Consider the following 17,610-nt stretch of genomic DNA (forward strand, 5'->3'; position numbering starts at 1 on the left):
CATGCCCCCGGACGCGAGCAGTGCCACCCGGGCCTGGCCAGGTCTTCGCCACGGTCGACGTCGTCGACCACGCCTACCGCCAGATCATCACGCCGCCGCGAGCGGCTGCGCGCCCGCCGCGCACCGCAGTCGTGCGCTCTGGTTCGACCATTCCCGCCGCAGTACGCGTCGCCCGACGGTCAGCTCGGCGTGGTCGAACAGGGTTTGGTACGCGGTCAGGCCCACCAGCGGCAGCGCGGCGGCGTCGGCCAGGGGGCGTTCCTGGGAGCCGGCGTCAGGACGTCGTCCGGCGCGAGAACTTACTCCGCGGCGGCTCCGGTGCCGTCCATCGGCAGGAAGCCGATGACGTCGTCGCCGACCGCGATGCCGTCCGCACCCTCGCCCAGCCGTTCGTCGGCGTACGGGTGGTTCTACGTTTTTCTTCTGGTCAGGCATGGTGTGGCTCGGGTGACGGAGGCATGCGGACGTCTTGTACCGGGTGATGAGCGCGGAGAGCAGGAGGTCGGGCAGCTTCGTCGAGACGTCTCCAGGCGGGGCGGATGTATCGAGGAGATGGCTGCGCGCGGATGAGAAAGTCTGAGAACACAAAGACTCATGGGAGTCGAACCGGCGCTCCTGCCCGGCTCGGGGCGCGGCGGAGCACGCGGAGATCTCACGGCGGGTATGTCAGCCGAGCGGATTGGACTCGGTCCGTTCCGCCCACCTTCCGGCCAGCAAGCCGGCTGCCGCGCAATCCGGCTTGCGTTCGGCCTGGTCCTGAAAAAGACGCACGAAAGATCTGGCGAAGCCCAGCCGAGGGTATGCCGCAATGAGTGCGTCCCGGAATGGTGGGTCAAAGACTTCCAGACCAGCCCCCGAGACGTCCGCCGTGGTGCCGACCTGCAAGAGTCGGGCCTCCGTGTCCACTTCCGGTGCGACGTCTTCCCGCATATGGAGCACGATCAGCTCAGCTGCGCGGTTGCGTCGCCGCGTCGGCCAGCCGAGACCGGCCGTGAACACACGGGCGAGATGGCCACCAGCCTCTTCGAACGGAAGCGTATGGCTGTCGAAGGGCGGAACGAGAGCCAAGTCGTGCAGCAACGCCGCGACGAAGAACAACTCACGGTCGAATTCCAGGCCTTGTGCCTCAGCCCAGGCCGCACCGAAGAAATAGGACCGCATGGAGTGGTGGTAGAGCGCCTTGTCAGCATATTCCTCACAGACCAGCCGCGCCGCCGATGCCGCCCGCCCGCCGGGGGCGCGAACCCCTGCCACCTCACTGAGCATCCGCTTGCCACCTTTGCACTCGAAACATCGTGCTGCCATTGCGCCGGAACCTCTGGCCGCCTGAATACCCGTCACTCGCACGTATCCCGGAGGCAAGACACGTTGCAGTGTTCCAAGCGCGCGTGATCAGCGGCACTGGTGTTCGGGCCGGCTAGGCACAGGATCGGGCCAGACGTGCGCGGCGGGCGGCCCAGACGGTGCGTTCGGTGCGTACCGTCAGGTCGTCGCGGCGCAGGATGCCGCGCGGGTTTGCGGGGTCGAGGAGCTGGTCGAGTGCGGTGAGGTCCTCGGGGGTGAGTCTGTCGGCGATGACGCCGCGGATGCGCAGCAGGACTGCGAGGGCGTAGCGACCGGTCGCCTCGCTGCGGTCGCCCTCGATGTTCACGGTGAGGGTGCGTTCGTCTTCGACGGTGAAGCCGGCGGCAGTCAGCATCGGGCCCCAGTCGGCGCCGCGGTGGGGCATGTGTTCGGCTTGCCGGAGATCGGCGGCGGTGTGGACGCGCTCTTCCAGGCCGGGCCGCTCCTCGGGGGCGTTCTCGGGCAGGAAGCGGGGGTGGCCGGCCAGTTCGACCACGGCGAACAGGCCGCCGGGTGCGAGCATGCCGTGGACGGTGCGCAGTGCGCGGTCGGGGTGGGCCATGTGGTGCATCGAGGCCGATGCCCATATCAGGTCCGGTGTGCCGAGGTCGGGCCAGGTGGCGGCGTCGAGGTCGGCCCGCACGGTGCGTACGCGTTCCTCGACGCCGCGGGCGCCCGCCTTGGCGCGCAGGCGCTGAAGGTGTTCGGCGGACGCGTCGACGGCGGTGACATACGCGTCGGGGAAGCGTTCGAGGAGGGCGAAGGTGCCCGCGCCCGTGCCGCAGCCGAGGTCCACGATGTGGCCGGGGGCGGTCTTCAGTGGCAGCGACGCGGTGATGGAGGCGGTGTGCTCGGCGAGGACCTCGGCGTCCAGGTCGAGGATCTCCGCCTGGCCGCTGGTGTCCTGCCCGGGGTGACGGCCGTGCGACGCGCCGTGGTGGGGGGTGTGCGTATGCGCCTGGTTCATGCTTTTCACCCTAGGTCCACTATGCGCCTGGGGCATGCTGTCTTCCTATTTACGCAAGACGATGGGCGTAGGTGCTGCCCGACGCGCAAGAGGTCGCCGCCGAGGAGGGTGGTGCACAGCTCGCGCCGTCATCCGGGGGGACCTTGAGTGTCGGCGTCGTCGCGCTGGTGGCCGCGGCGGGCGTCGCGGTCGAAGAGGCCCAGGATCTCGCAGGGGCCGCCCTCGGCGCCGATCGCGTGCGGCATCATCGTGGGGAACTCGGCAGCCTGGTTGGTCTCGATGCGGAAGCGGCGATGGCCGAGCATGAGGATCGCGGTGCCGGACAGCACGACGAGCCACTCGCGCCCCGGATGGGCGCGCATGCGGGCGGGGTTGTCGGGCGGGGGGTCGGTCAGGCGCTGCCGCACCACGCTCATGCCGGGGTCGGCCTTCAGGTTCCAGCGCATCCGGCCGTGGGTGCCGTCGATCGTCGGGCTGGTGACGACGTCGTCGGTGGCGGTCTCCACGAGCTGGTCCAGGGTGGTGTCCAGGGCGCGGGCGAGGGTGACCAGCTGATCCAGTGCGAGGCGGCGCCGGCCGGTCTCGATGCGGCTCAGTGAGGACTGGCTGAGGTGGGCGCGGGTGGCCAGTTCCTCCAGCGACAGGCCCTGTGCCACCCGCAGCGCGCGGATGCGTTTGCGTACGAGGCTGTCCAGCTCTCCACCTTCTTGCGTCATGCGCAACATTCTATGCCTCGTATGCAATGCGGGCCTAGGGTTGTGTCCCGGATGGTCCGCGCTGCCTGGGACCAGGCACGACGAAAGCAGAGGGCATGGCTGCGACTGTGACGACTTCTCCGTACGCTCACTGCCCGGTGGGACCGTCGACGCCGTGGTGATCGGCGGGGGCGCCGCAGGACCGACCGGCGCGTCGGCGCTGCCCCGCTCGGGCCGGCACCGTCGCCGAGGTCCGCGGCTTCGCGTGGGTCACCCGGGCAGCTTCCTCTGATCATCAGTACGAGCCGTACGTCGAGCCGCGTGACACCCGCGAAGGGGACGACGAGGCCCGACGCCGCACGCAAGAGGCACCACCCGGCCGAACGGGCCGGCCCGAAAAGGCTCTCGACGAAGCGATGTCACGGGTGTGGGTCCGCCACCGGGGGACATGTGCAGATCATGAGCGTGCGAGCAGAAATACAGGAGGCCGACACGGCCGTGTCCCAGCAGGCGGGCACACGCATTCCCGCCTCCGTCGGCCGGATGCTGTCGGTGGTGGAGGAGGCAGCGGAAAGCTCGAAACTGTGGTGCGGCGCGGCCGTGGTGATGGCCGCTCTCGGCGGGCGGCGCGGCCGGAAGGCAGCCGTCGCGGGCATAGCGGCGCTCACGCTGGCACAGCTGGTCTCCAACGGCCTGGTGAAACAGCTCTGCGACCGGTCCCGGCCGCCGAAAGAATGGTTCCCGCACGACGAGGTCGACGACCGCCCCGACTCCTCCTCCTTCCCCTCCGGGCACACCGCGGCAGCAGTCGCCTTCACCGCCGCCGTCGCACCCGCGTGGCCCGCCGCAGGCCTCACGTGCGCGATACCGGCAGCCTTGGTGTCGGTCGAACGGGTGCAGTCCGGCGCCCACTACGCCAGCGACGTCGCCGCCGGCGCCGCCATCGGCCTGCTCAGTGCCTGGCTCACCCGGCACGCCCCGTACCTGCTCACGCGCCGCCGACGGTAATCGCCCAAGCGGCAAACGCCTGCCTCCGCGACCTTGCCGGCCGGCACGCCGACGGGGTCGGGGCAGCTGGCCGGCCGACATGCTGGCGGGCCGGGGCAGCTCGCCGGCCGGCACGCTGAAGGGCCGGGGCAGCTCCGTCCACGCCGACCCCGGCTTGCGTACGGCGGGGGTCGGCACGCCGGCAAGTGGTCGGCGCACCCCGAAAGCGCGCCGAGGTGGACTGTCCTCACGAATACTTGGCTAGCCACATGACTGCTGTTACCTTAATTATGTGGCCAGCCACGCTTCTGGTGGCCCGAAGGGAATGGAGTCATCATGAAAGCAATCGTTTTCGACCAGTTCGGCGGCCCGGACGTACTGCACGAGGCGGACATCGACGTGCCGCAGCCCGGCCCCGGCCAGGTCCGGGTCCGCGTGAAGGCCGCCGGGCTGAACGCGCTGGACGGCAAGATCCGCTCAGGGATGCTGGAGGCCGTCCGCCCGACCACCCTCCCCGCCGTCCCCGGCGGCGAGCTCGCCGGCGTGGTCGACGCCCTGGGTGAGGGCGTGAGCGACGTGCGGGTCGGCGATGAGGTGCTCGGCTGGTCGGACACCGGCTCGTACGCCCAGTACGCGCTGGCCACCACCGTGGCCCTCAAGCCGGCCGGCCTCGACTGGCGGCACGCGGCCGCGCTGCCGGTGGCCGGCGAGACGGCCGAGCGGGTCCTGAACCTGCTGGGGGTCGCCGCCGGGGAGACCGTGCTGATGCACGGCGCGTCCGGAGCGGTCGGCACGGTGGCGGTCCAGCTCGCCACGGCCCGCGGAGCACGCGTGATTGCCACCGCAGGCCCCTCCAACCAGGACTACCTCACCTCGCTCGGTGCCACCGCGACCGTGTACGGCGAGGGCCTGGTCGAGCGCGTGCAGGCCCTCGCCCCCGACGGCGTGGACGCGGTGTTCGACCTGGCCGGGAAGGGCGCCCTGGAGGACTCCATCACGCTGCGGGGCGGCACCGACCGCATCGTCACCATCGCCGACTTCGGCGCACGGCAGCTGGGCATCACCTTCTCCCAGGGGTCCCAGGAACGCTCGACCGCCCGCCTGGCCGCCCTGGCCCAGGACGCCGCGGCCGGCACGCTCGTCACCACCGTCACCGCCTACCCGCTCGACCAGGCCGCCACGGCCCAGCAGGTCAGCGACGCCGGGCACGTGCGGGGCAAGCTCGTCCTGACCGTCGACTGAGCACCCCCGCCCACCGCCTCCCCACGACCACGCTGCCTCTACGGTGACCCGCCGGTCACCGCCCTGTCGAAGGATCCCCTCATGCTGAATCCCCTGTGGACGCCGACCACTCTTGGCGGCATGTCTCTGCCGCACCGCCTGGTCATGGCCCCCATGACCCGTGACCGCTCCACGCCTGAAGGCGTACCGACCGAGCTGAACGCCGAGTACTACGCCCAGCGGGCCTCGCACGCGCTCGTCATCACCGAGGGAACCCAGCCCTCCGCCGACGGCCAGGGCTACCTCCTGACCCCCGGCATCCACAACGACGAGCAGATCGCCGGGTGGCGCAAGGTCACCGACGCCGTGCACGAGGCCGACGGCCGGATCGTCATCCAGCTGATGCACACCGGACGCATCGCCCACCCCGACAACACCCCCCACGGGCGCATGCCGGTCGCCCCTTCGGCAGTCCGGCCCCAGGGCATGATGTTCACCGCCTCCGGGCCCCAGGAGATGCCGACCCCCCGTGCTCTGTCGACGCAGGAGGTCGCGGCGACCGTCGACGACTTCCGCCGCGCCGCAGCCGCCGCCGTCGCGGCCGGCGCCGACGGCGTGGAGATCCACGGCGCCAACGGCTACCTGGTGCACCAGTTCCTGTCCGACAACACCAATCAGCGCACCGATGGCTACGGCGGCTCGATCGAGGGCCGCATCCGCTTCGCCGTCGAGGTCGCCGCCGCGGTGGCCGACGAGATCGGTGCCGAGCGCACCGGCATCCGTATCTCCCCCGGCAACCCCTACAACGACATCGCCGAGTCCGACACCGCCGAGCTGTATCCGGCGCTCCTGGACGCCCTGCGCCCCCTGGGCCTGGCCTACCTCCACGTGATGCACGCGGGCGACGAGGAACTGCTGGGCACCCTGCGCGCGCTGTGGCCGACCACGCTGATCCTCAACCGGGGCGGCACCGACCTGCCCGCCCGCGCCAAGGACATCGACAACGGCACGGCCGACCTCGTCTCCGTCGGCGCCCTCGCGCTCGCCAACCCGGACCTGGTCGAGCGGCTCCGCGCCGGCGCGCCGCTGAACACCCCCGACCCGGCGACCTTCTACGGCGGCGGAGCGGCCGGCTACACCGACTACCCCACCCACACCGTCTGAGGAACCGCACCATGCCCACCCCCGAACCCCGCATCCCCACGACGGCCGGCGCAGGACCGATGAGCTACGCGATCTTCCAACTCGCCCGCGCCCACCGCGCCTACGCCGCCGCCATGCTCCGTGAGATGGACCTGCATCCCGGACAGGAGCTGCTGCTGATGCACCTTCTTGACCGGGACGGCCAGACCCAGTCCGAGCTGCTCGACAGCGTCGGCCTGGACCACTCCACCGTCTCCAAGTCCCTTCGCCGCATGCAGGACGCCGGCCTGCTCATCCGTGAGCCGGCCGCACATGACCGGCGCGTCATGGTGGTCCACCTCACCGACAAGGGCCGGGCGATGCGCGAGCCCCTGGCAGCCCTGTGGCAGGCCCTGGAGGAGACCTCCGCCCGGAATCTGTCGGAGCAGCAGGCGCAGTCCTTCGTCGAGACCGCGTACGCCATCACCGAGGCGATCAGCAGCCGCGCGCTGCCGGAAGAGGAGTCCGCGTGACTCCCCGGTGTGCACCCCACGCGGACCGGGGTGCACACCGTCCCGCCAAGAAGCTCGCCGAGGACAAGCTCGAACAGCTCGGCGTCCCGTTCGTCGCCCTGCGTCCGGGGGCGTTCCTCGACCAGGTGGCGAGCGTGGCGGGCGACCCGGTCGACAAGGGCCGCATGTGGTGGATCGGCAAGGCCACCGTCCCGCTGACCTTCGTCCACACCTCCGATCTCGCGGCGTACCTGGCGGCCGCGGTCGACGCCGAGGCCGAGGCCGGTGAGCGGATCGACATCGGCTGGGACCGGCCGGTCAGCATGCGAGAGGTGGCCGACGTGATGGGCGGCCGGGCCGGAAGGAAGATCAAGGTGAGGGCCGTCCCGTCCGCCGTCGCCCGCGCCGCAGGAGCCGTCGCCGGCCGCTTCATGCCCCAAATCCAGGACATGGCCGCGATGTTCCGCTGGTTCGAGACCGGACGCTACGTCGCCGACCCCCGCCGCCAGGAGCAGCTGTTCGGCCCCGTCCCCACGGCCGAGGAAACGCTCGCCTGCTACACCGACGAGCTGCGCACCGCACGGCACCGGTGACAGGTCCGCGCCCCATCTCCCGCCGCCCGGCGGCCTGACCAGGACGCTTCGGGCCCACCCCTCCGGGAACGGAAAAAGGAAACACTCATGAACGGATCGACCCTGCTGGCGTTCGCCGCCGAGTACGCGGAGCAACTCCCCGGAGCCCAACTGGAGCACCCCTTCGGCCCGGACTGGGAGGTCTTCAAGGTACGAAACAAGGTGTTCATGCTGATGACCGAGGTCCCCGGGCGCCCCGTCGTGATCCTCAAGGCGGACCCCGACGAGGCCCACGCTCTCCGGGAACACAACAGCCACATCACCCCCGGCTACCACATGAACAAGAGACACTGGATCACGGTGGAGGGCGGGACAGGCGTCGACGAGAAGCTCGTCAGGGAACTCGTCACCGACTCCTACCTGCTCGTCGTCTCCCACCTGCCCAAGGCCGAGCAGCCCGTCGACCCGCACACCTACGGCACAGCAGGCGGGCGGCCCGGTGAGCACGGCCGGTGACCGCCTCCAGGACACCGCCCGCGAGGCGGTCCTCGCCCTGCCCGACGTCAGCCACGGCCGCCTCTTCCTCTCCCCCGGACTCGACGTGTACAAGGTCGCGGACACGGCGTTCCTGATCGTCACCGACGACGGCAGCAGCTGGAGCCCACAGCCGCGGACGGGTTGCGTGCGTACGCAGCCAGGACCCGCGGGACTGCCGACCGGTTCGCCGCCGTCCTGGAGGACATCGCGGTAGTGGTGGATGCGAAGCCGCACCGCCGGCTGCCCGCCCCCGAGGTGGCGTTCGCGTTCGCGGGGACCCGGCAGGCGGTCGAGTCGCGTGACGGGCGTTCAGCGCCTCGTCTCGTACCTGGTCAGGATCACGCCGCAGGGAAGCGTCCGCGTCTCCACCAGGTTCAGGTTCACCCAGCTGTCCAGCGCGGTGAAGAACGGCGTGCCGCCGCCCACCAGGACCGGCGCGGTGGCCAGCAGGTACTCGTCGATCAGCCCGGCCCGCATGGCCGCCCCGGCGAGCGTCGCGCCGCCGATGTCCATCGGGCCGCCGTCCTCGGCCTTGAGCCGGGTGATCTCGGCTACCGCGTCGCCGGCGACCAGGCGGGTGTTCCAGTCGACCTTGTCGATCGTCGAGGAGAACACCACCTTCGACATGTCCCGCCAGCGGCGCGCGAACTCGATCTCCGCCGGGGTGGCGTTGGGCTGCTGGTCGCCGGTCGGCCAGTAGGAGCTCATCGTCTGCCACAGCTTGCGCCCGTACAGCGACAGGTCGGTCGCCCGCAACTGGTCGGACCAAAACTGGAACAGCTCGTCGCTCGGCACGCTCCAGCCGATGTCGTCGCCGGGCGCGGCGATGTAGCCGTCCAGGGTCAGGTTCATGCCGTAGATCAGTTTGCGCATGGCGCCAGCCTTCCGTGAGTCGGTCTCACGCGTACGGACCGGCGCGGCGCGGGAAACTCATCGGTGGGCGATCTGAGTTCGCATGCAGTGGTCTCCACAGCGAGTACCGGGTTGAGAGGCTCCGCGCGTTCCTTGGGGCCCCTCGGGAGAAACAATCCACCGCTTCGGGCCCGGCGCTGCCGAGAGCGCCCACGGCCGGGAACCGGTACTACCGCCGTCGCCTCTTAATGGGCGGAGCGGGCTGAACGCTTCTGGCCGTCACGGAACGTCGATCAACCGACCAGATCCACCGACCACTGATCCCCACACAGTCCCATCCGCCGGGCCGGACCACGCAGCCCGGGAACGCTCCGTCCGGACCGGGACCATGGGCGCCGGAATCTCGAGGAGAAGAAGGAGACCATGAGCGGCGTACTGGTCCACCTGCCGTCGATGGAAAGGACGGAGTTCACGCCCGCCTCGGAACCTGTGAGCCTCCGGCTCGGTCCGGGGGACGTCGCCCGCTTCGGGCGCGGCTCCGCCTCCGTCCCCGTCGATCTACGGCTGAGATGTCCAGCGGTCTCCCGGCTCGCGGGAGAGATCCGGGTGACGGAGGATCACTGGCAGTTGAGCAACCTCAGTACGTCCCAGACCTACCTGGTGGAGAACCCGGAAGGAGCGGGGGAGTACTTCAGGGTCCCGCCCCGCAGGGCCGGAGCGCCCGTGCCCTTCGAGTTCGCGCGCGTCATCCTGCCGGCCCGGGGTTTCGCCGTCAGCTTTCAGGTGTTCGCCCCCGACCACGCGTACCTCGGGACGAGCGGCATCGCCGACTTGGCGGGCACCGGGACGCTCGCCGGATTCTCCCTGGACGAGACCTCCACCTACTTCCTCGTCCTGGTCGCGCTGTGCGAGCCGAGGCTGCGCGACGAGTCCGCGGTGGCGGTGGCGACCACCCCCCAGATCGTCGAGCGGCTGCGGAGCCGGCCGGGCTGCGATCCGCTGACCGCCCGGGCGGTCAGTTCCCACATCGACTATCTGGCGGACGAGAAGTTGCGGATCACCGCCCCGGTGACCGGGCCGGGTCAGGGCGTGCGACGCAACGGCAAGCGGGAGGCGGTGGCGGGACTCGCCCTGCGTTTCGGGCTGGTGCGCGAGGAGCACCTGGGTCTCCTGCCGCCGAGAAGAGCCGCCCTCCACCGGACAGGGGTGGCGGGAGGGTGAGCAGCGGATCCGTGGAGGTGGTCCCGGCCGGCTACCGGGTCGGTGAGTGGGAGGTCACCGACCTGATCGGGGCCGGTGGATGGGGGACGGTGTACGCGGCCAGACGCGCGGACGGTCCGGGCGGCGAGGGCGAGGGTCACGGCCACGTGAACGGGGCCGGGGAGGGGGACGAGGGCGGGTCTGCCACCGGCGGTGAGGCGGCTCCGACGGAGGTCGCCCTCAAGTTCCTGCCCACTGCCGGTCTCGCGCCGCGTCAGGCGCGTGGACTGGTGGAGACCGCCCGGCGCGAGACCGAACTCAGCCGGCTCACCCGGCATCCCCGGCTGATCCGGCTGTTCGACTCCCTCACGCTCGGCGAGTCCGCCGGTTCGGCCTTCGACGGGGCCGTGGTGCTCGTGATGGAGCGGGCGGAACGAAGCCTGCGCGAACGCCTGGAGGCTGCCTCCCACACCGGTCGGACCGTCCGCTCGCCGTCCGACGCGCAGTCATCGACCCCGTCCGGAGAAGAGCCGCTGTCGGTGCGCGAGGGAGCGCGGCTGCTCACCGAAACCTGTGAAGGGCTGGCGCACCTGCACGCGCTGGGCTGGGTGCACGGGGACCTCAAACCCGACAACGTCCTGATCATGGCGGACGGATCGGTACGGCTGGCGGATTTCGGCCTCTCGGTGGAGCTGACCGGCACCCATGCCTACATCCCTCCCCTGGGCACCCCCGACTACCTGCCGCCGGAACGCTGGCAGGCGCCGCTGGGCGAACGGGGCGTGCAGGTGCGGCAGAGCACCGACATCTGGGCGCTGGGCGTGATGATCCACCAGGTCTTCACCGGGGGCGTCTCGCCGTTTCCGGGGGCCACGCCCGCGGCCCGGGGAGCCGCCGCACAGGAGTACGCCGACGGACGCGCACCGCTGCGGATGGATCTGCGCGTGCCGCCCTTCTGGCGCGATCTGGCGGCCGACTGCCTCCGTCCGGCCCACACCGACCGCGCCGCGCACACCGTCGAGAGCCTGCTGGCCCGCATCCGGGCGGAGGGGGAGCGGTCCGCGACGCCCTCGGGAGACCGGCGCGGACGCACGGTTCTGGCAGCCGCCGCGCTGGCGGTGGCGGCGAGCGGTCTGGGCGGCGTGGGGTGGCTCCAGTTCGGCGGCGACGACCGGTCACCGGGCAGCGGCGCCGCGTCCGGGCACGGCGGGGCGGGAACGAGCATCGTGGCGAGCGCCCGCATCAAGGTGTACAACGCGGAGCGGTCCTGTCACCGGCTCGGCGAGCGGGACAACCTGTGCAGCCTCGGACTCGCGATCGACCCCTTGCTGCCGTACGACATCGACAACGTCGTGCTGACCAGGGTGTGGGAGGGTGACGTGCTGACCGCCGACTGCCAGCTCCCCCGGGGGGTGCCGGTCGCCGACGAGGCGGGCACGCTCTCGTTTCGGTGGTACAGGGTGCGTCTCACGGCGGAGAAGGGCCGGACCGCGGCCTGGCTGCCGGCCGTGCGGACGAAGGATCGCCCCGCACTCGCGGAGTGCCCGGCCCGGCCCTCTCCGAACTGACCTCGCTCAGCACAGCCGGATGTCGCGCCCGTCGTTGTCCTTGGCCTCGTCGTTCCCCCAGCGCTGGAGGTAGTAGGCGGAGATGTACGCGCGGCCCGAGCCGCCCGGTGCCACCTCGTCGAGGTCGGTGAGCAGCCACCAGCGGTTGAAGGAGTTCCCCACGCGCACCTCGTCGCCCAGCTTCTTGCACAGGACGTAGTTGGTGCCCTTGAGCAGCTTGCCCTGGACCGCGCAGCGCGGGCTGGTGTCGCCGACGCAGTCGACCGCCGCGTAACCGGGGGCGTCGGCGAAGGTGTCCACCCAGAACCGCTCCGGAGTGGTGCCGCCGCCGCAGGCGTTGGTGCTGGTCACGCGCGGAAACTCCCCGGAGGGGGAAAGCCGGTACTCGATGCCCTGGATCACCGGGTGCACCATCTCGTCCGTCTCGCCGTCGTTGTCGCCGTTGGTGTCGTACAGCTGCTCGTAGTGCAGGTGCGCCGAGGTGGTACCGACCAGTCCGAGCCTGCCGAGCGGCGCACCCGAGGAGACCTGCTGACCCAGACGCACGTCGATGCGGTCCATGTGCAGGTACACCGACAACCAGCCACCCCCGTGGTTGATCTCCAGGCCGCCGGGCTCGAAGAGCTCGGTGACCGTGCCGGCGGCCGAGGCGACGACCGAGGCGCCGAGCGTCTGCCCGCCGACGCGGTACATGTCGAGCTTCTTGTCGTCGGGTGCGTGTCCCTCGTACGTCTGCAACTGCCAGGTCTCGCCGCAGGCGAAGGGCAGCCGGAAGTCGGGCCGGGCAGCCGCGGTCGCCCGCGTCGGCGCGGCGGCCGCCGGGGCCGCCCCGGCAGCCACCCACGACCCGAACACCGCGAGGACGGCCGCGACGGCGAGGACGAACGGCTGTGGCAGCGCTGCCCCGAAGGCACCTCTGCTGCGTAATGTGCGCATGGAATCCTTCCTTGCCCACCCGACTCGATGCCGGGCGGTCGCTTCGTACGGTGTTCCGGCCTGGCCCGGTCCGCCGGGCCAGGCCAGGCCCGGACGACCCCGGGCGTCAGCGCTGCCGGGCGGGGCCGTGGATCGCCCCCGTCAGCAACGCGGCAGGCCGTACCTGCTCGGATCGGCGTCGAACGCGCCGGGGGTGAACACCCAGTCGGCCGGCACGTAGCCTTCCCGCCCGTCGCTGCTCCAGTCGGGCACCGTGCGGTACCAGGTCGTGTTGCCGCCGCCGTGCAGTCCGCCCGGCGACCAGCAGGTGAAGTAGCTGAACGTCGATTGCAGCAGACCGGTGATGGGACTTTCGTGGAACGGCTCCACCCGGGTCGGCGCCGATCCGCGGTTCCCGCACCACAGCCGGCCGTCGTGAGCGCGCACGCCGCACTCGGCCGCCGCCGCGGCCGACGTCGCCGCAGGTGCGGACGTGGCCGCCCGTGCCGAGGGAGCGACCAGGACTCCGGCCACTGCGGTGGTCAGCGTGATGGATGCCGCAACTGCCTTGACGTGTTTCCCGATCATGATTCTTCCTTCGTCGTGTATGGATGCTTTCCGGGGGAGAGCGGTGGCCGGACGTCCGTACGGCACGCAACGGGATTGGCGGCGAGCGCAAGTGACGCCGTTCCAGGCGGTGGCGGCGGAGCCGCCTCCTCCCCTCCGCCGCTCACGGCCGGGCAGGCCGCGACGTAGGCCGTCTCCGAGGGCGCCTGTGCGGACGCCGTCGGAGTGGCGGCGTGGCTGGGAACCGCCGCGCCGCGAGCGGCAGGAGCACCGTGGACGCGAGAGGCAGGCACCGCGCAGGACGTGGCCGAGTGGACGTGGACGCACGAGTGTTCCCCCCATGGCTCCGGCCGCGTTAGCGCGCTGTGAGATCGCTGTCACCGGCTCATCGCGGTCGTGACTGGACCGGTGCCTGGAAGGTATCCGTGGGAACGCGGCAGGCGGCATCCGGAAGATTCCGGAGTGACACGCGAGCCCGGAGGCAGTCCGTGAGCCGGAGATGCGGGGCGGAGGCCGGTCCGATCAGGGAACGGGCCGTCACGCCGTGGGCGGGCATGGTCGGTCCCCAGCCATGTCGGACCTGCCTCGGGACTGTGGCTCCGTGCATGACCCGCCAGCCCTTGGAGCATGCTGAGCGTCCGCCTCGCATCGCGTTCGATGCGCGAGAGCTCCTGGGGGATGGAGCCGGCCTCTACGAGGTTCTTCGCGTCGCCGGATTCACCCGCGGCCGCGACAAGCACGGCCACCTGTGTCCAGAGGGTGGCGGCCTCTCTTCGACAGGGCTGATTGCAGTCGCCTCGACGACACGGGACCAGGGCAGCGAGCTGATCAAGGCGATCACCGCCGCGGCCAGGAGCACGATCCGGCTGGCCGTCGAGGCACATCCCGCGCCGAAGTACCTCTACGACCTGGTCGACCACCACATCGGACGAGTCCCCGAGGACCCCTCCGCGACCACGGATCCCCGCAGGCTCGCCAGAATCGACCTGGCCTTCGCGCCTGCTCCCGGCAGAAGGGTCACCGAGTCGCGGCTGGACTTCCCGGCCTACGACTACCCGCCGTACAAGGGCATGTCGCCGAACGCGTTGCCCGCCGAGGCGGTCGCCCCCGGGCGGCGCACCGACTGGGTGTCCGCAGGCAACGGCATCACCTGGCAGCAGTCCGCCGCCCTGGACGGCTGGGGCCACTCACAGACCACCAGCTGACCTACCGGCCGGGCAGCGGGCACAAGGACCGCTGGTTCGGGCCCATCACACGGCCGCGCCTGATCGGCAATGAGGTCCCCTTCCGGGGAGAGAACGCTCTCAGCGCCTACATCCAGGGGTTCGGCGACGCGCGTTCCGCGCACAGCGGCGGGTCCGGCATGAACCAGGCGATCTCGTTCCCCCGAGGTGACAAGCAACTGACCAAGGTCGAAGGCTGGCCCACGCTCAGTGTGGGTGACCTGGCACCCGAGAAACGTGCCTACCGGCTGGTCGTCGACACCAGGAACGACGGCAAGGTCTCCCCGTACTCCACCACCACCCACACCGGGTGGAGCTTCACCTCCGGCGTCGCCGGGGGCGTGCGGGCCGTCCCGCTGGTCCAGTTGGACTACGAAGCGGTGCTGGACGCCGAGGGGCGGGCGAAGCGGACAGCGGACTTCGCCATCACACCGACGGCGACGGAGGCGGTCCGGTCCGACGCTGTAAAAGGCGAGGTCGGGCAGGCCGCCGCTCCGTCGACAACTCAGGGGCCGTCGGCCGGCTTCCGTCGCACACGAGAGCCCCTGCCCGATGTGACGGTCGGGCAGGACCTCCTGGCCCGGCGCTTGTCGCCGTGCCAGCCGCAAATTCACCGAATCGCAGTTCCGTTGGATGGTATGTCCCCCTCCGGGTACCGGGCACGAGGGGAGTGCCTCGTGCAACGGCGCGGACACCTCCCTCCAGACCCGACCACTGCCGGCAGCTGAGAAAGGCGGCAATCCGACATGAGTACTCAGGATTCCCACCGCGGCTCGAGCGGCTCGCAGGAGCCCGTGGGTGATCTGGTCCAGCGGGCCTCCCAGCAGCTGACGGAGCTGGTGCGCGGCGAGATGCGGCTGGCGCAGGCGGAGATGAAGGAGAAGGGCAAGCGGTACGGCAAGGGCGGCGGCCTGTTCGGCGGAGCGGGCCTGGTCGGTTTCCTGACGCTTCAGGCCCTGGTCGTCACCGCCATCGCGGCGCTGGCCGTTCCCCTCCCCGTGTGGGCCGCGGCCCTGATCGTGACCGCCGTCCTCGGCGTGATCACCGCCGTGCTCGCGCTCACTGGCAAGAAGGAAATCAGCGAGGCCGCGCCACCGGCACCGCAGCGGACCATCGACAGCGTCAAGGCCGACGTGGCCGAAATCAAGGAGAGTGCACAGCGATGACCCAGCCGCCCCACGACGAGCCCACCGCCTCCAGCCCGGAGCAGCTGCGCAAGCAGGTCGAGCAGACCCGTCAGGAGCTCGGGGAGACGGTCGAGAACCTGGCCGCCAAGACCGACGTCAAGGCGCGCGCGCAGGAGAAGGCGACCGCGCTGAAGGAGCAGGCGGGCGCCAAGGCCGCGGAGTTGACCGGGCAGGCCAAGGCGAAGGCTGCCGAGGCTGCGCACCTGGTGCAGGACAAGCTGCCCGACCCGGTCAAGGACAAGGCCGCCGCGGCCGCCGAGCAGGTGAAGGCCAAGGCCGGACAGGCCGGTCAGGTGTGGCAGGACAAGGCACCCGAACCGGTCCGCTCCAAAGCCCAGCAGGGCGTCCAGGCGGCCCGCGACAACCGCACCGCGCTGATCGTGGCCGGCAGCGTGGCAGTGGCCGCCTGGCTGCTGCTGCGCCGCCGGGGCAGGAAGTAAGGGTGAAGGCATCGGAAGTCGCCTACGAGCCGGTCGCCCGCCAGGCCGACCGCGAGCCGCCGGCGCCCGCCGCCTGACCGGGAGCCGACCCGGCTGAAACAGCCGCTGCCAGCGGCGCCCCGCCCGCCCTCGGGGGTGCCGGGGCGCCGCTGGCAGCGGCCCGCGCAGCCGGCCCGGACCGGTGGGAGGAGTTCGCGACGCATGCCCTTCATGGGCGGGCCCCGGCCGCCGCGGTCCTCACCGCCGGTTTGTGGCTGACCCGATGGTGGGTGATCTCCCGGCACCGTGCCGACGCACCGTGCCCACCGACACCACACCGACGATCGGGGTGTTCTCGTACCGGCCGTCCGGACGGATCGCGAACACCCCGTGGCCGGCCCACCGGACACGACCGATCGGGCTCCTATGACGCGGTGCGACCGGCGATGCTCCCACCGGGGTCGTCGGCCAGCGCGATCAGCACCGTGACGCGTTTGCCGACCGGCTCCCGGTGGACCTCGTAGCTCTGGCTGACGGCGAGGGTGATCTCCAGGCCGTGCCGCCCGACCCGCTGCGGGTCGGTGGCCGCGACGTCGGGCAGGGCCGGATCGCCGTCCCACACGGACACCCGCACCGCGCCACCGACGATCTGTAGGTCGAGCATGACCGGGCCCGGCGCGTACTTCACCGCGTTGGTGACCAACTCACTGACCACCAGTTGCGTCATGCCCATCGCCCGCTCCGACACCGGCAGCCCGTGCACGGCCTGCACCTCGGCGAGGAAGCCGGTGGCCAGATCCCGCGCTGCGCCGATACAGGAGGAGTCACCGTCAAAGGCGGCCGACGCCGACGGCAGGTCGCGGTCCTTGGCCGCTTGTCCCTCGTCCCCCGCGGTCTGCTCCACGCGCCCTACCTCATCTCATGTGATCAGCACACGAAGTTCACACTGTACGGAGGCACATGGCACCACAGCCACCCGTCGGCTTCCCCGAAGAGCGAGCTTCAGCCCGATCTGACCGGCGGCGGTTGACATCGTGCCGGGTCATGCGTTTGCGTGGGCAGCGGCCTCGTAGCGGCGAGTCCCGCCTACGACGGACAGGAAACGGTATGAGTCAGGCCCCCTTGACCGTCACCCAGCACACCACCACCGACAGCGTGCACGTCCTCACCCTGGCCGGCGAGATCGACCACACCACCGCCGACACCTTCCGCCAGGCCCTCACCGCGGACGACAGCTTCCCCCGGTACACGGTCATGGACTTCCGCGACGTCACCTTCATGGACTCCAGCGGCATCAACGTCCTCGTCGCCGCGAACAACGCCGCCCAGGCCGGCGGCGGCTGGCTGCGCCTGGCCCACACTCCGCCGCGCGTGCTGGACCTCCTCCACATCGTCGGCCTGGACGACCTCATCCCGCTCTACCCCACCCTGAACGGCGCCCTCGCGGCACAGAACGCCGCCTGACCTGGCCTGTCCCGAGCGGCCAGGACCTTCACGCTGTGCGGAGCGGGTGTTCGGTCAGGTGGTGATGACGAGCTTCCCTCGGACGTGTCCACTGGTGGAGGCGGTGTACGCCTGGTCCACGGCGGTCAGCGGGAAGGTGGTCGTCTCGGCCACGCACAGTTCGCCGGAGGTGACGCCTGTCCCAAGGCCGACCCACCGCCGCCGAACGTTTCGAAAGCGGGCCAGGGGCCGTGAAAGGTACGAAGCCACCGGAAAGGT

The 17,610-nt window shown here is 71.0% G+C and carries 21 protein-coding genes; 14 read left to right on the forward strand and 7 right to left on the reverse strand.

Annotated features, from left to right (window positions below):
- Positions 1–666: 666 nt before the first annotated feature.
- The 3 genes from ACZ5Y0_RS29410 to ACZ5Y0_RS29420 form a co-directional block, all read right to left on the reverse strand.
- Positions 667–1,266: an HD domain-containing protein gene (locus ACZ5Y0_RS29410; protein WP_469131706.1), complete on the reverse strand. Its 600-nt coding sequence runs from the start codon at positions 1,264–1,266 to the stop codon at positions 667–669.
- Between the two features lie 151 nt (positions 1,267–1,417).
- Positions 1,418–2,311 (reverse strand): class I SAM-dependent methyltransferase, encoded by an 894-nt coding sequence (locus ACZ5Y0_RS29415; protein ID WP_469131707.1) that lies wholly within the window; start codon positions 2,309–2,311, stop codon positions 1,418–1,420.
- Between the two features lie 128 nt (positions 2,312–2,439).
- Entirely contained in the window at positions 2,440–3,027 is a 588-nt protein-coding gene (locus tag ACZ5Y0_RS29420) for a helix-turn-helix domain-containing protein (RefSeq protein ID WP_469131708.1), read from the reverse strand.
- A 438-nt stretch (positions 3,028–3,465) separates the two neighbouring features.
- Here ACZ5Y0_RS29420 and ACZ5Y0_RS29425 point away from each other — a divergent pair, with 438 nt between their 5' ends.
- The 7 genes from ACZ5Y0_RS29425 (at position 3,466) to ACZ5Y0_RS29455 (ending at position 8,171) form a co-directional block, all read left to right on the forward strand.
- Entirely contained in the window at positions 3,466–4,014 is a 549-nt protein-coding gene (locus ACZ5Y0_RS29425; RefSeq protein WP_469131709.1) for a phosphatase PAP2 family protein, read from the forward strand.
- 315 nt (positions 4,015–4,329) lie between these two features.
- Positions 4,330–5,235, forward strand: a complete 906-nt coding sequence (locus ACZ5Y0_RS29430; RefSeq protein ID WP_469131710.1) for an NADP-dependent oxidoreductase — start codon at positions 4,330–4,332, stop codon at positions 5,233–5,235.
- A gap of 81 nt (positions 5,236–5,316) precedes the next feature.
- Positions 5,317–6,378 (forward strand): alkene reductase, encoded by a 1,062-nt coding sequence (locus ACZ5Y0_RS29435; protein WP_469131711.1) that lies wholly within the window; start codon positions 5,317–5,319, stop codon positions 6,376–6,378.
- An 11-nt stretch (positions 6,379–6,389) separates the two neighbouring features.
- The gene (locus ACZ5Y0_RS29440) at positions 6,390–6,869 is read left to right on the forward strand and encodes a MarR family winged helix-turn-helix transcriptional regulator (RefSeq protein WP_469131712.1); all 480 of its coding nucleotides are present in this window, start codon (positions 6,390–6,392) and stop codon (positions 6,867–6,869) included.
- Complete coding sequence (locus ACZ5Y0_RS29445) at positions 6,866–7,441, forward strand: NmrA family NAD(P)-binding protein (RefSeq protein WP_469131713.1); 576 nt, start codon at positions 6,866–6,868, stop codon at positions 7,439–7,441. The genes ACZ5Y0_RS29440 and ACZ5Y0_RS29445 overlap by 4 nt, the downstream gene beginning before the upstream one ends.
- Before the next feature lie 87 nt (positions 7,442–7,528).
- Positions 7,529–7,936 carry an MmcQ/YjbR family DNA-binding protein gene (locus tag ACZ5Y0_RS29450; RefSeq protein ID WP_469131714.1) on the forward strand — a complete coding sequence of 136 codons (408 nt, stop codon included), beginning with the start codon at positions 7,529–7,531 and terminating at the stop codon, positions 7,934–7,936.
- On the forward strand, positions 7,920–8,171 hold the full coding sequence (locus ACZ5Y0_RS29455; protein WP_469131715.1) for a hypothetical protein: 252 nt from the start codon (positions 7,920–7,922) through the stop codon (positions 8,169–8,171). Before ACZ5Y0_RS29450 ends, ACZ5Y0_RS29455 begins: the two co-directional genes overlap by 17 nt.
- 95 nt (positions 8,172–8,266) lie before the next feature.
- Here ACZ5Y0_RS29455 and ACZ5Y0_RS29460 read toward each other — a convergent pair whose 3' ends face one another.
- Positions 8,267–8,830 carry a dihydrofolate reductase family protein gene (locus tag ACZ5Y0_RS29460; protein ID WP_469131716.1) on the reverse strand — a complete coding sequence of 188 codons (564 nt, stop codon included), beginning with the start codon at positions 8,828–8,830 and terminating at the stop codon, positions 8,267–8,269.
- Positions 8,831–9,232: 402 nt separating this feature from the next.
- On the opposite strand from ACZ5Y0_RS29460, the gene ACZ5Y0_RS29465 reads away from it, so the two are divergent.
- Both ACZ5Y0_RS29465 and ACZ5Y0_RS29470 read left to right on the forward strand, forming a co-directional pair.
- Positions 9,233–10,030 (forward strand): FHA domain-containing protein, encoded by a 798-nt coding sequence (locus ACZ5Y0_RS29465; RefSeq protein WP_469131717.1) that lies wholly within the window; start codon positions 9,233–9,235, stop codon positions 10,028–10,030.
- Positions 10,027–11,577, forward strand: coding sequence for a serine/threonine-protein kinase (locus ACZ5Y0_RS29470; protein WP_469131718.1), 1,551 nt, complete (start codon positions 10,027–10,029; stop codon positions 11,575–11,577). Before ACZ5Y0_RS29465 ends, ACZ5Y0_RS29470 begins: the two co-directional genes overlap by 4 nt.
- 6 nt (positions 11,578–11,583) lie before the next feature.
- Here ACZ5Y0_RS29470 and ACZ5Y0_RS29475 read toward each other — a convergent pair whose 3' ends face one another.
- Together ACZ5Y0_RS29475 and ACZ5Y0_RS29480 are read right to left on the reverse strand one after the other, a co-directional pair.
- Positions 11,584–12,513 (reverse strand): M23 family metallopeptidase, encoded by a 930-nt coding sequence (locus ACZ5Y0_RS29475; RefSeq protein ID WP_469131719.1) that lies wholly within the window; start codon positions 12,511–12,513, stop codon positions 11,584–11,586.
- A 141-nt stretch (positions 12,514–12,654) separates the two neighbouring features.
- Positions 12,655–13,080 carry a hypothetical protein gene (locus ACZ5Y0_RS29480; RefSeq protein ID WP_469131720.1) on the reverse strand — a complete coding sequence of 142 codons (426 nt, stop codon included), beginning with the start codon at positions 13,078–13,080 and terminating at the stop codon, positions 12,655–12,657.
- A gap of 584 nt (positions 13,081–13,664) precedes the next feature.
- Between ACZ5Y0_RS29480 and ACZ5Y0_RS29485 the strand changes: the two genes are divergently transcribed.
- The 4 genes from ACZ5Y0_RS29485 to ACZ5Y0_RS29500 all read left to right on the forward strand — a co-directional run bounded on the left by ACZ5Y0_RS29485 (position 13,665) and on the right by ACZ5Y0_RS29500 (position 15,909).
- Entirely contained in the window at positions 13,665–14,264 is a 600-nt protein-coding gene (locus ACZ5Y0_RS29485) for a hypothetical protein (protein WP_469131721.1), read from the forward strand.
- A gap of 158 nt (positions 14,265–14,422) precedes the next feature.
- Positions 14,423–15,010 carry a hypothetical protein gene (locus tag ACZ5Y0_RS29490; protein WP_469131722.1) on the forward strand — a complete coding sequence of 196 codons (588 nt, stop codon included), beginning with the start codon at positions 14,423–14,425 and terminating at the stop codon, positions 15,008–15,010.
- Positions 15,011–15,028: 18 nt separating this feature from the next.
- Entirely contained in the window at positions 15,029–15,448 is a 420-nt protein-coding gene (locus ACZ5Y0_RS29495) for a phage holin family protein (RefSeq protein ID WP_469131723.1), read from the forward strand.
- Positions 15,445–15,909 carry a DUF3618 domain-containing protein gene (locus tag ACZ5Y0_RS29500; protein ID WP_469131724.1) on the forward strand — a complete coding sequence of 155 codons (465 nt, stop codon included), beginning with the start codon at positions 15,445–15,447 and terminating at the stop codon, positions 15,907–15,909. The genes ACZ5Y0_RS29495 and ACZ5Y0_RS29500 overlap by 4 nt, the downstream gene beginning before the upstream one ends.
- 403 nt (positions 15,910–16,312) lie before the next feature.
- On the opposite strand, the gene ACZ5Y0_RS29505 is transcribed toward ACZ5Y0_RS29500, so the two are convergent.
- On the reverse strand, positions 16,313–16,792 hold the full coding sequence (locus ACZ5Y0_RS29505; protein ID WP_469131725.1) for an ATP-binding protein: 480 nt from the start codon (positions 16,790–16,792) through the stop codon (positions 16,313–16,315).
- A 203-nt stretch (positions 16,793–16,995) separates the two neighbouring features.
- Between ACZ5Y0_RS29505 and ACZ5Y0_RS29510 the strand changes: the two genes are divergently transcribed.
- On the forward strand, positions 16,996–17,352 hold the full coding sequence (locus ACZ5Y0_RS29510; protein WP_469131726.1) for an STAS domain-containing protein: 357 nt from the start codon (positions 16,996–16,998) through the stop codon (positions 17,350–17,352).
- Positions 17,353–17,610: the final 258 nt, after the last annotated feature.

Source organism: Streptomyces sp. NPDC033216 (assembly GCF_055577115.1).

Bases quoted from the DNA above. Each gene is read 5' to 3' on its own strand.
- ACZ5Y0_RS29410 (WP_469131706.1), bottom strand. From the start codon at position 1,266: ATGCTCAGTGAGGTGGCAGGGGTTCGCGCCCCCGGCGGGCGGGCGGCA.
- ACZ5Y0_RS29415 (WP_469131707.1), bottom strand. From the start codon at position 2,311: ATGAACCAGGCGCATACGCACACCCCCCACCACGGCGCGTCGCACGGC.
- ACZ5Y0_RS29420 (WP_469131708.1), bottom strand. From the start codon at position 3,027: ATGACGCAAGAAGGTGGAGAGCTGGACAGCCTCGTACGCAAACGCATC.
- ACZ5Y0_RS29425 (WP_469131709.1), top strand. From the start codon at position 3,466: ATGAGCGTGCGAGCAGAAATACAGGAGGCCGACACGGCCGTGTCCCAG.
- ACZ5Y0_RS29430 (WP_469131710.1), top strand. From the start codon at position 4,330: ATGAAAGCAATCGTTTTCGACCAGTTCGGCGGCCCGGACGTACTGCAC.
- ACZ5Y0_RS29435 (WP_469131711.1), top strand. From the start codon at position 5,317: ATGCTGAATCCCCTGTGGACGCCGACCACTCTTGGCGGCATGTCTCTG.
- ACZ5Y0_RS29440 (WP_469131712.1), top strand. From the start codon at position 6,390: ATGCCCACCCCCGAACCCCGCATCCCCACGACGGCCGGCGCAGGACCG.
- ACZ5Y0_RS29450 (WP_469131714.1), top strand. From the start codon at position 7,529: ATGAACGGATCGACCCTGCTGGCGTTCGCCGCCGAGTACGCGGAGCAA.
- ACZ5Y0_RS29460 (WP_469131716.1), bottom strand. From the start codon at position 8,830: ATGCGCAAACTGATCTACGGCATGAACCTGACCCTGGACGGCTACATC.
- ACZ5Y0_RS29465 (WP_469131717.1), top strand. From the start codon at position 9,233: ATGAGCGGCGTACTGGTCCACCTGCCGTCGATGGAAAGGACGGAGTTC.
- ACZ5Y0_RS29475 (WP_469131719.1), bottom strand. From the start codon at position 12,513: ATGCGCACATTACGCAGCAGAGGTGCCTTCGGGGCAGCGCTGCCACAG.
- ACZ5Y0_RS29480 (WP_469131720.1), bottom strand. From the start codon at position 13,080: ATGATCGGGAAACACGTCAAGGCAGTTGCGGCATCCATCACGCTGACC.
- ACZ5Y0_RS29485 (WP_469131721.1), top strand. From the start codon at position 13,665: ATGACCCGCCAGCCCTTGGAGCATGCTGAGCGTCCGCCTCGCATCGCG.
- ACZ5Y0_RS29490 (WP_469131722.1), top strand. From the start codon at position 14,423: ATGAACCAGGCGATCTCGTTCCCCCGAGGTGACAAGCAACTGACCAAG.
- ACZ5Y0_RS29495 (WP_469131723.1), top strand. From the start codon at position 15,029: ATGAGTACTCAGGATTCCCACCGCGGCTCGAGCGGCTCGCAGGAGCCC.
- ACZ5Y0_RS29500 (WP_469131724.1), top strand. From the start codon at position 15,445: ATGACCCAGCCGCCCCACGACGAGCCCACCGCCTCCAGCCCGGAGCAG.
- ACZ5Y0_RS29510 (WP_469131726.1), top strand. From the start codon at position 16,996: ATGAGTCAGGCCCCCTTGACCGTCACCCAGCACACCACCACCGACAGC.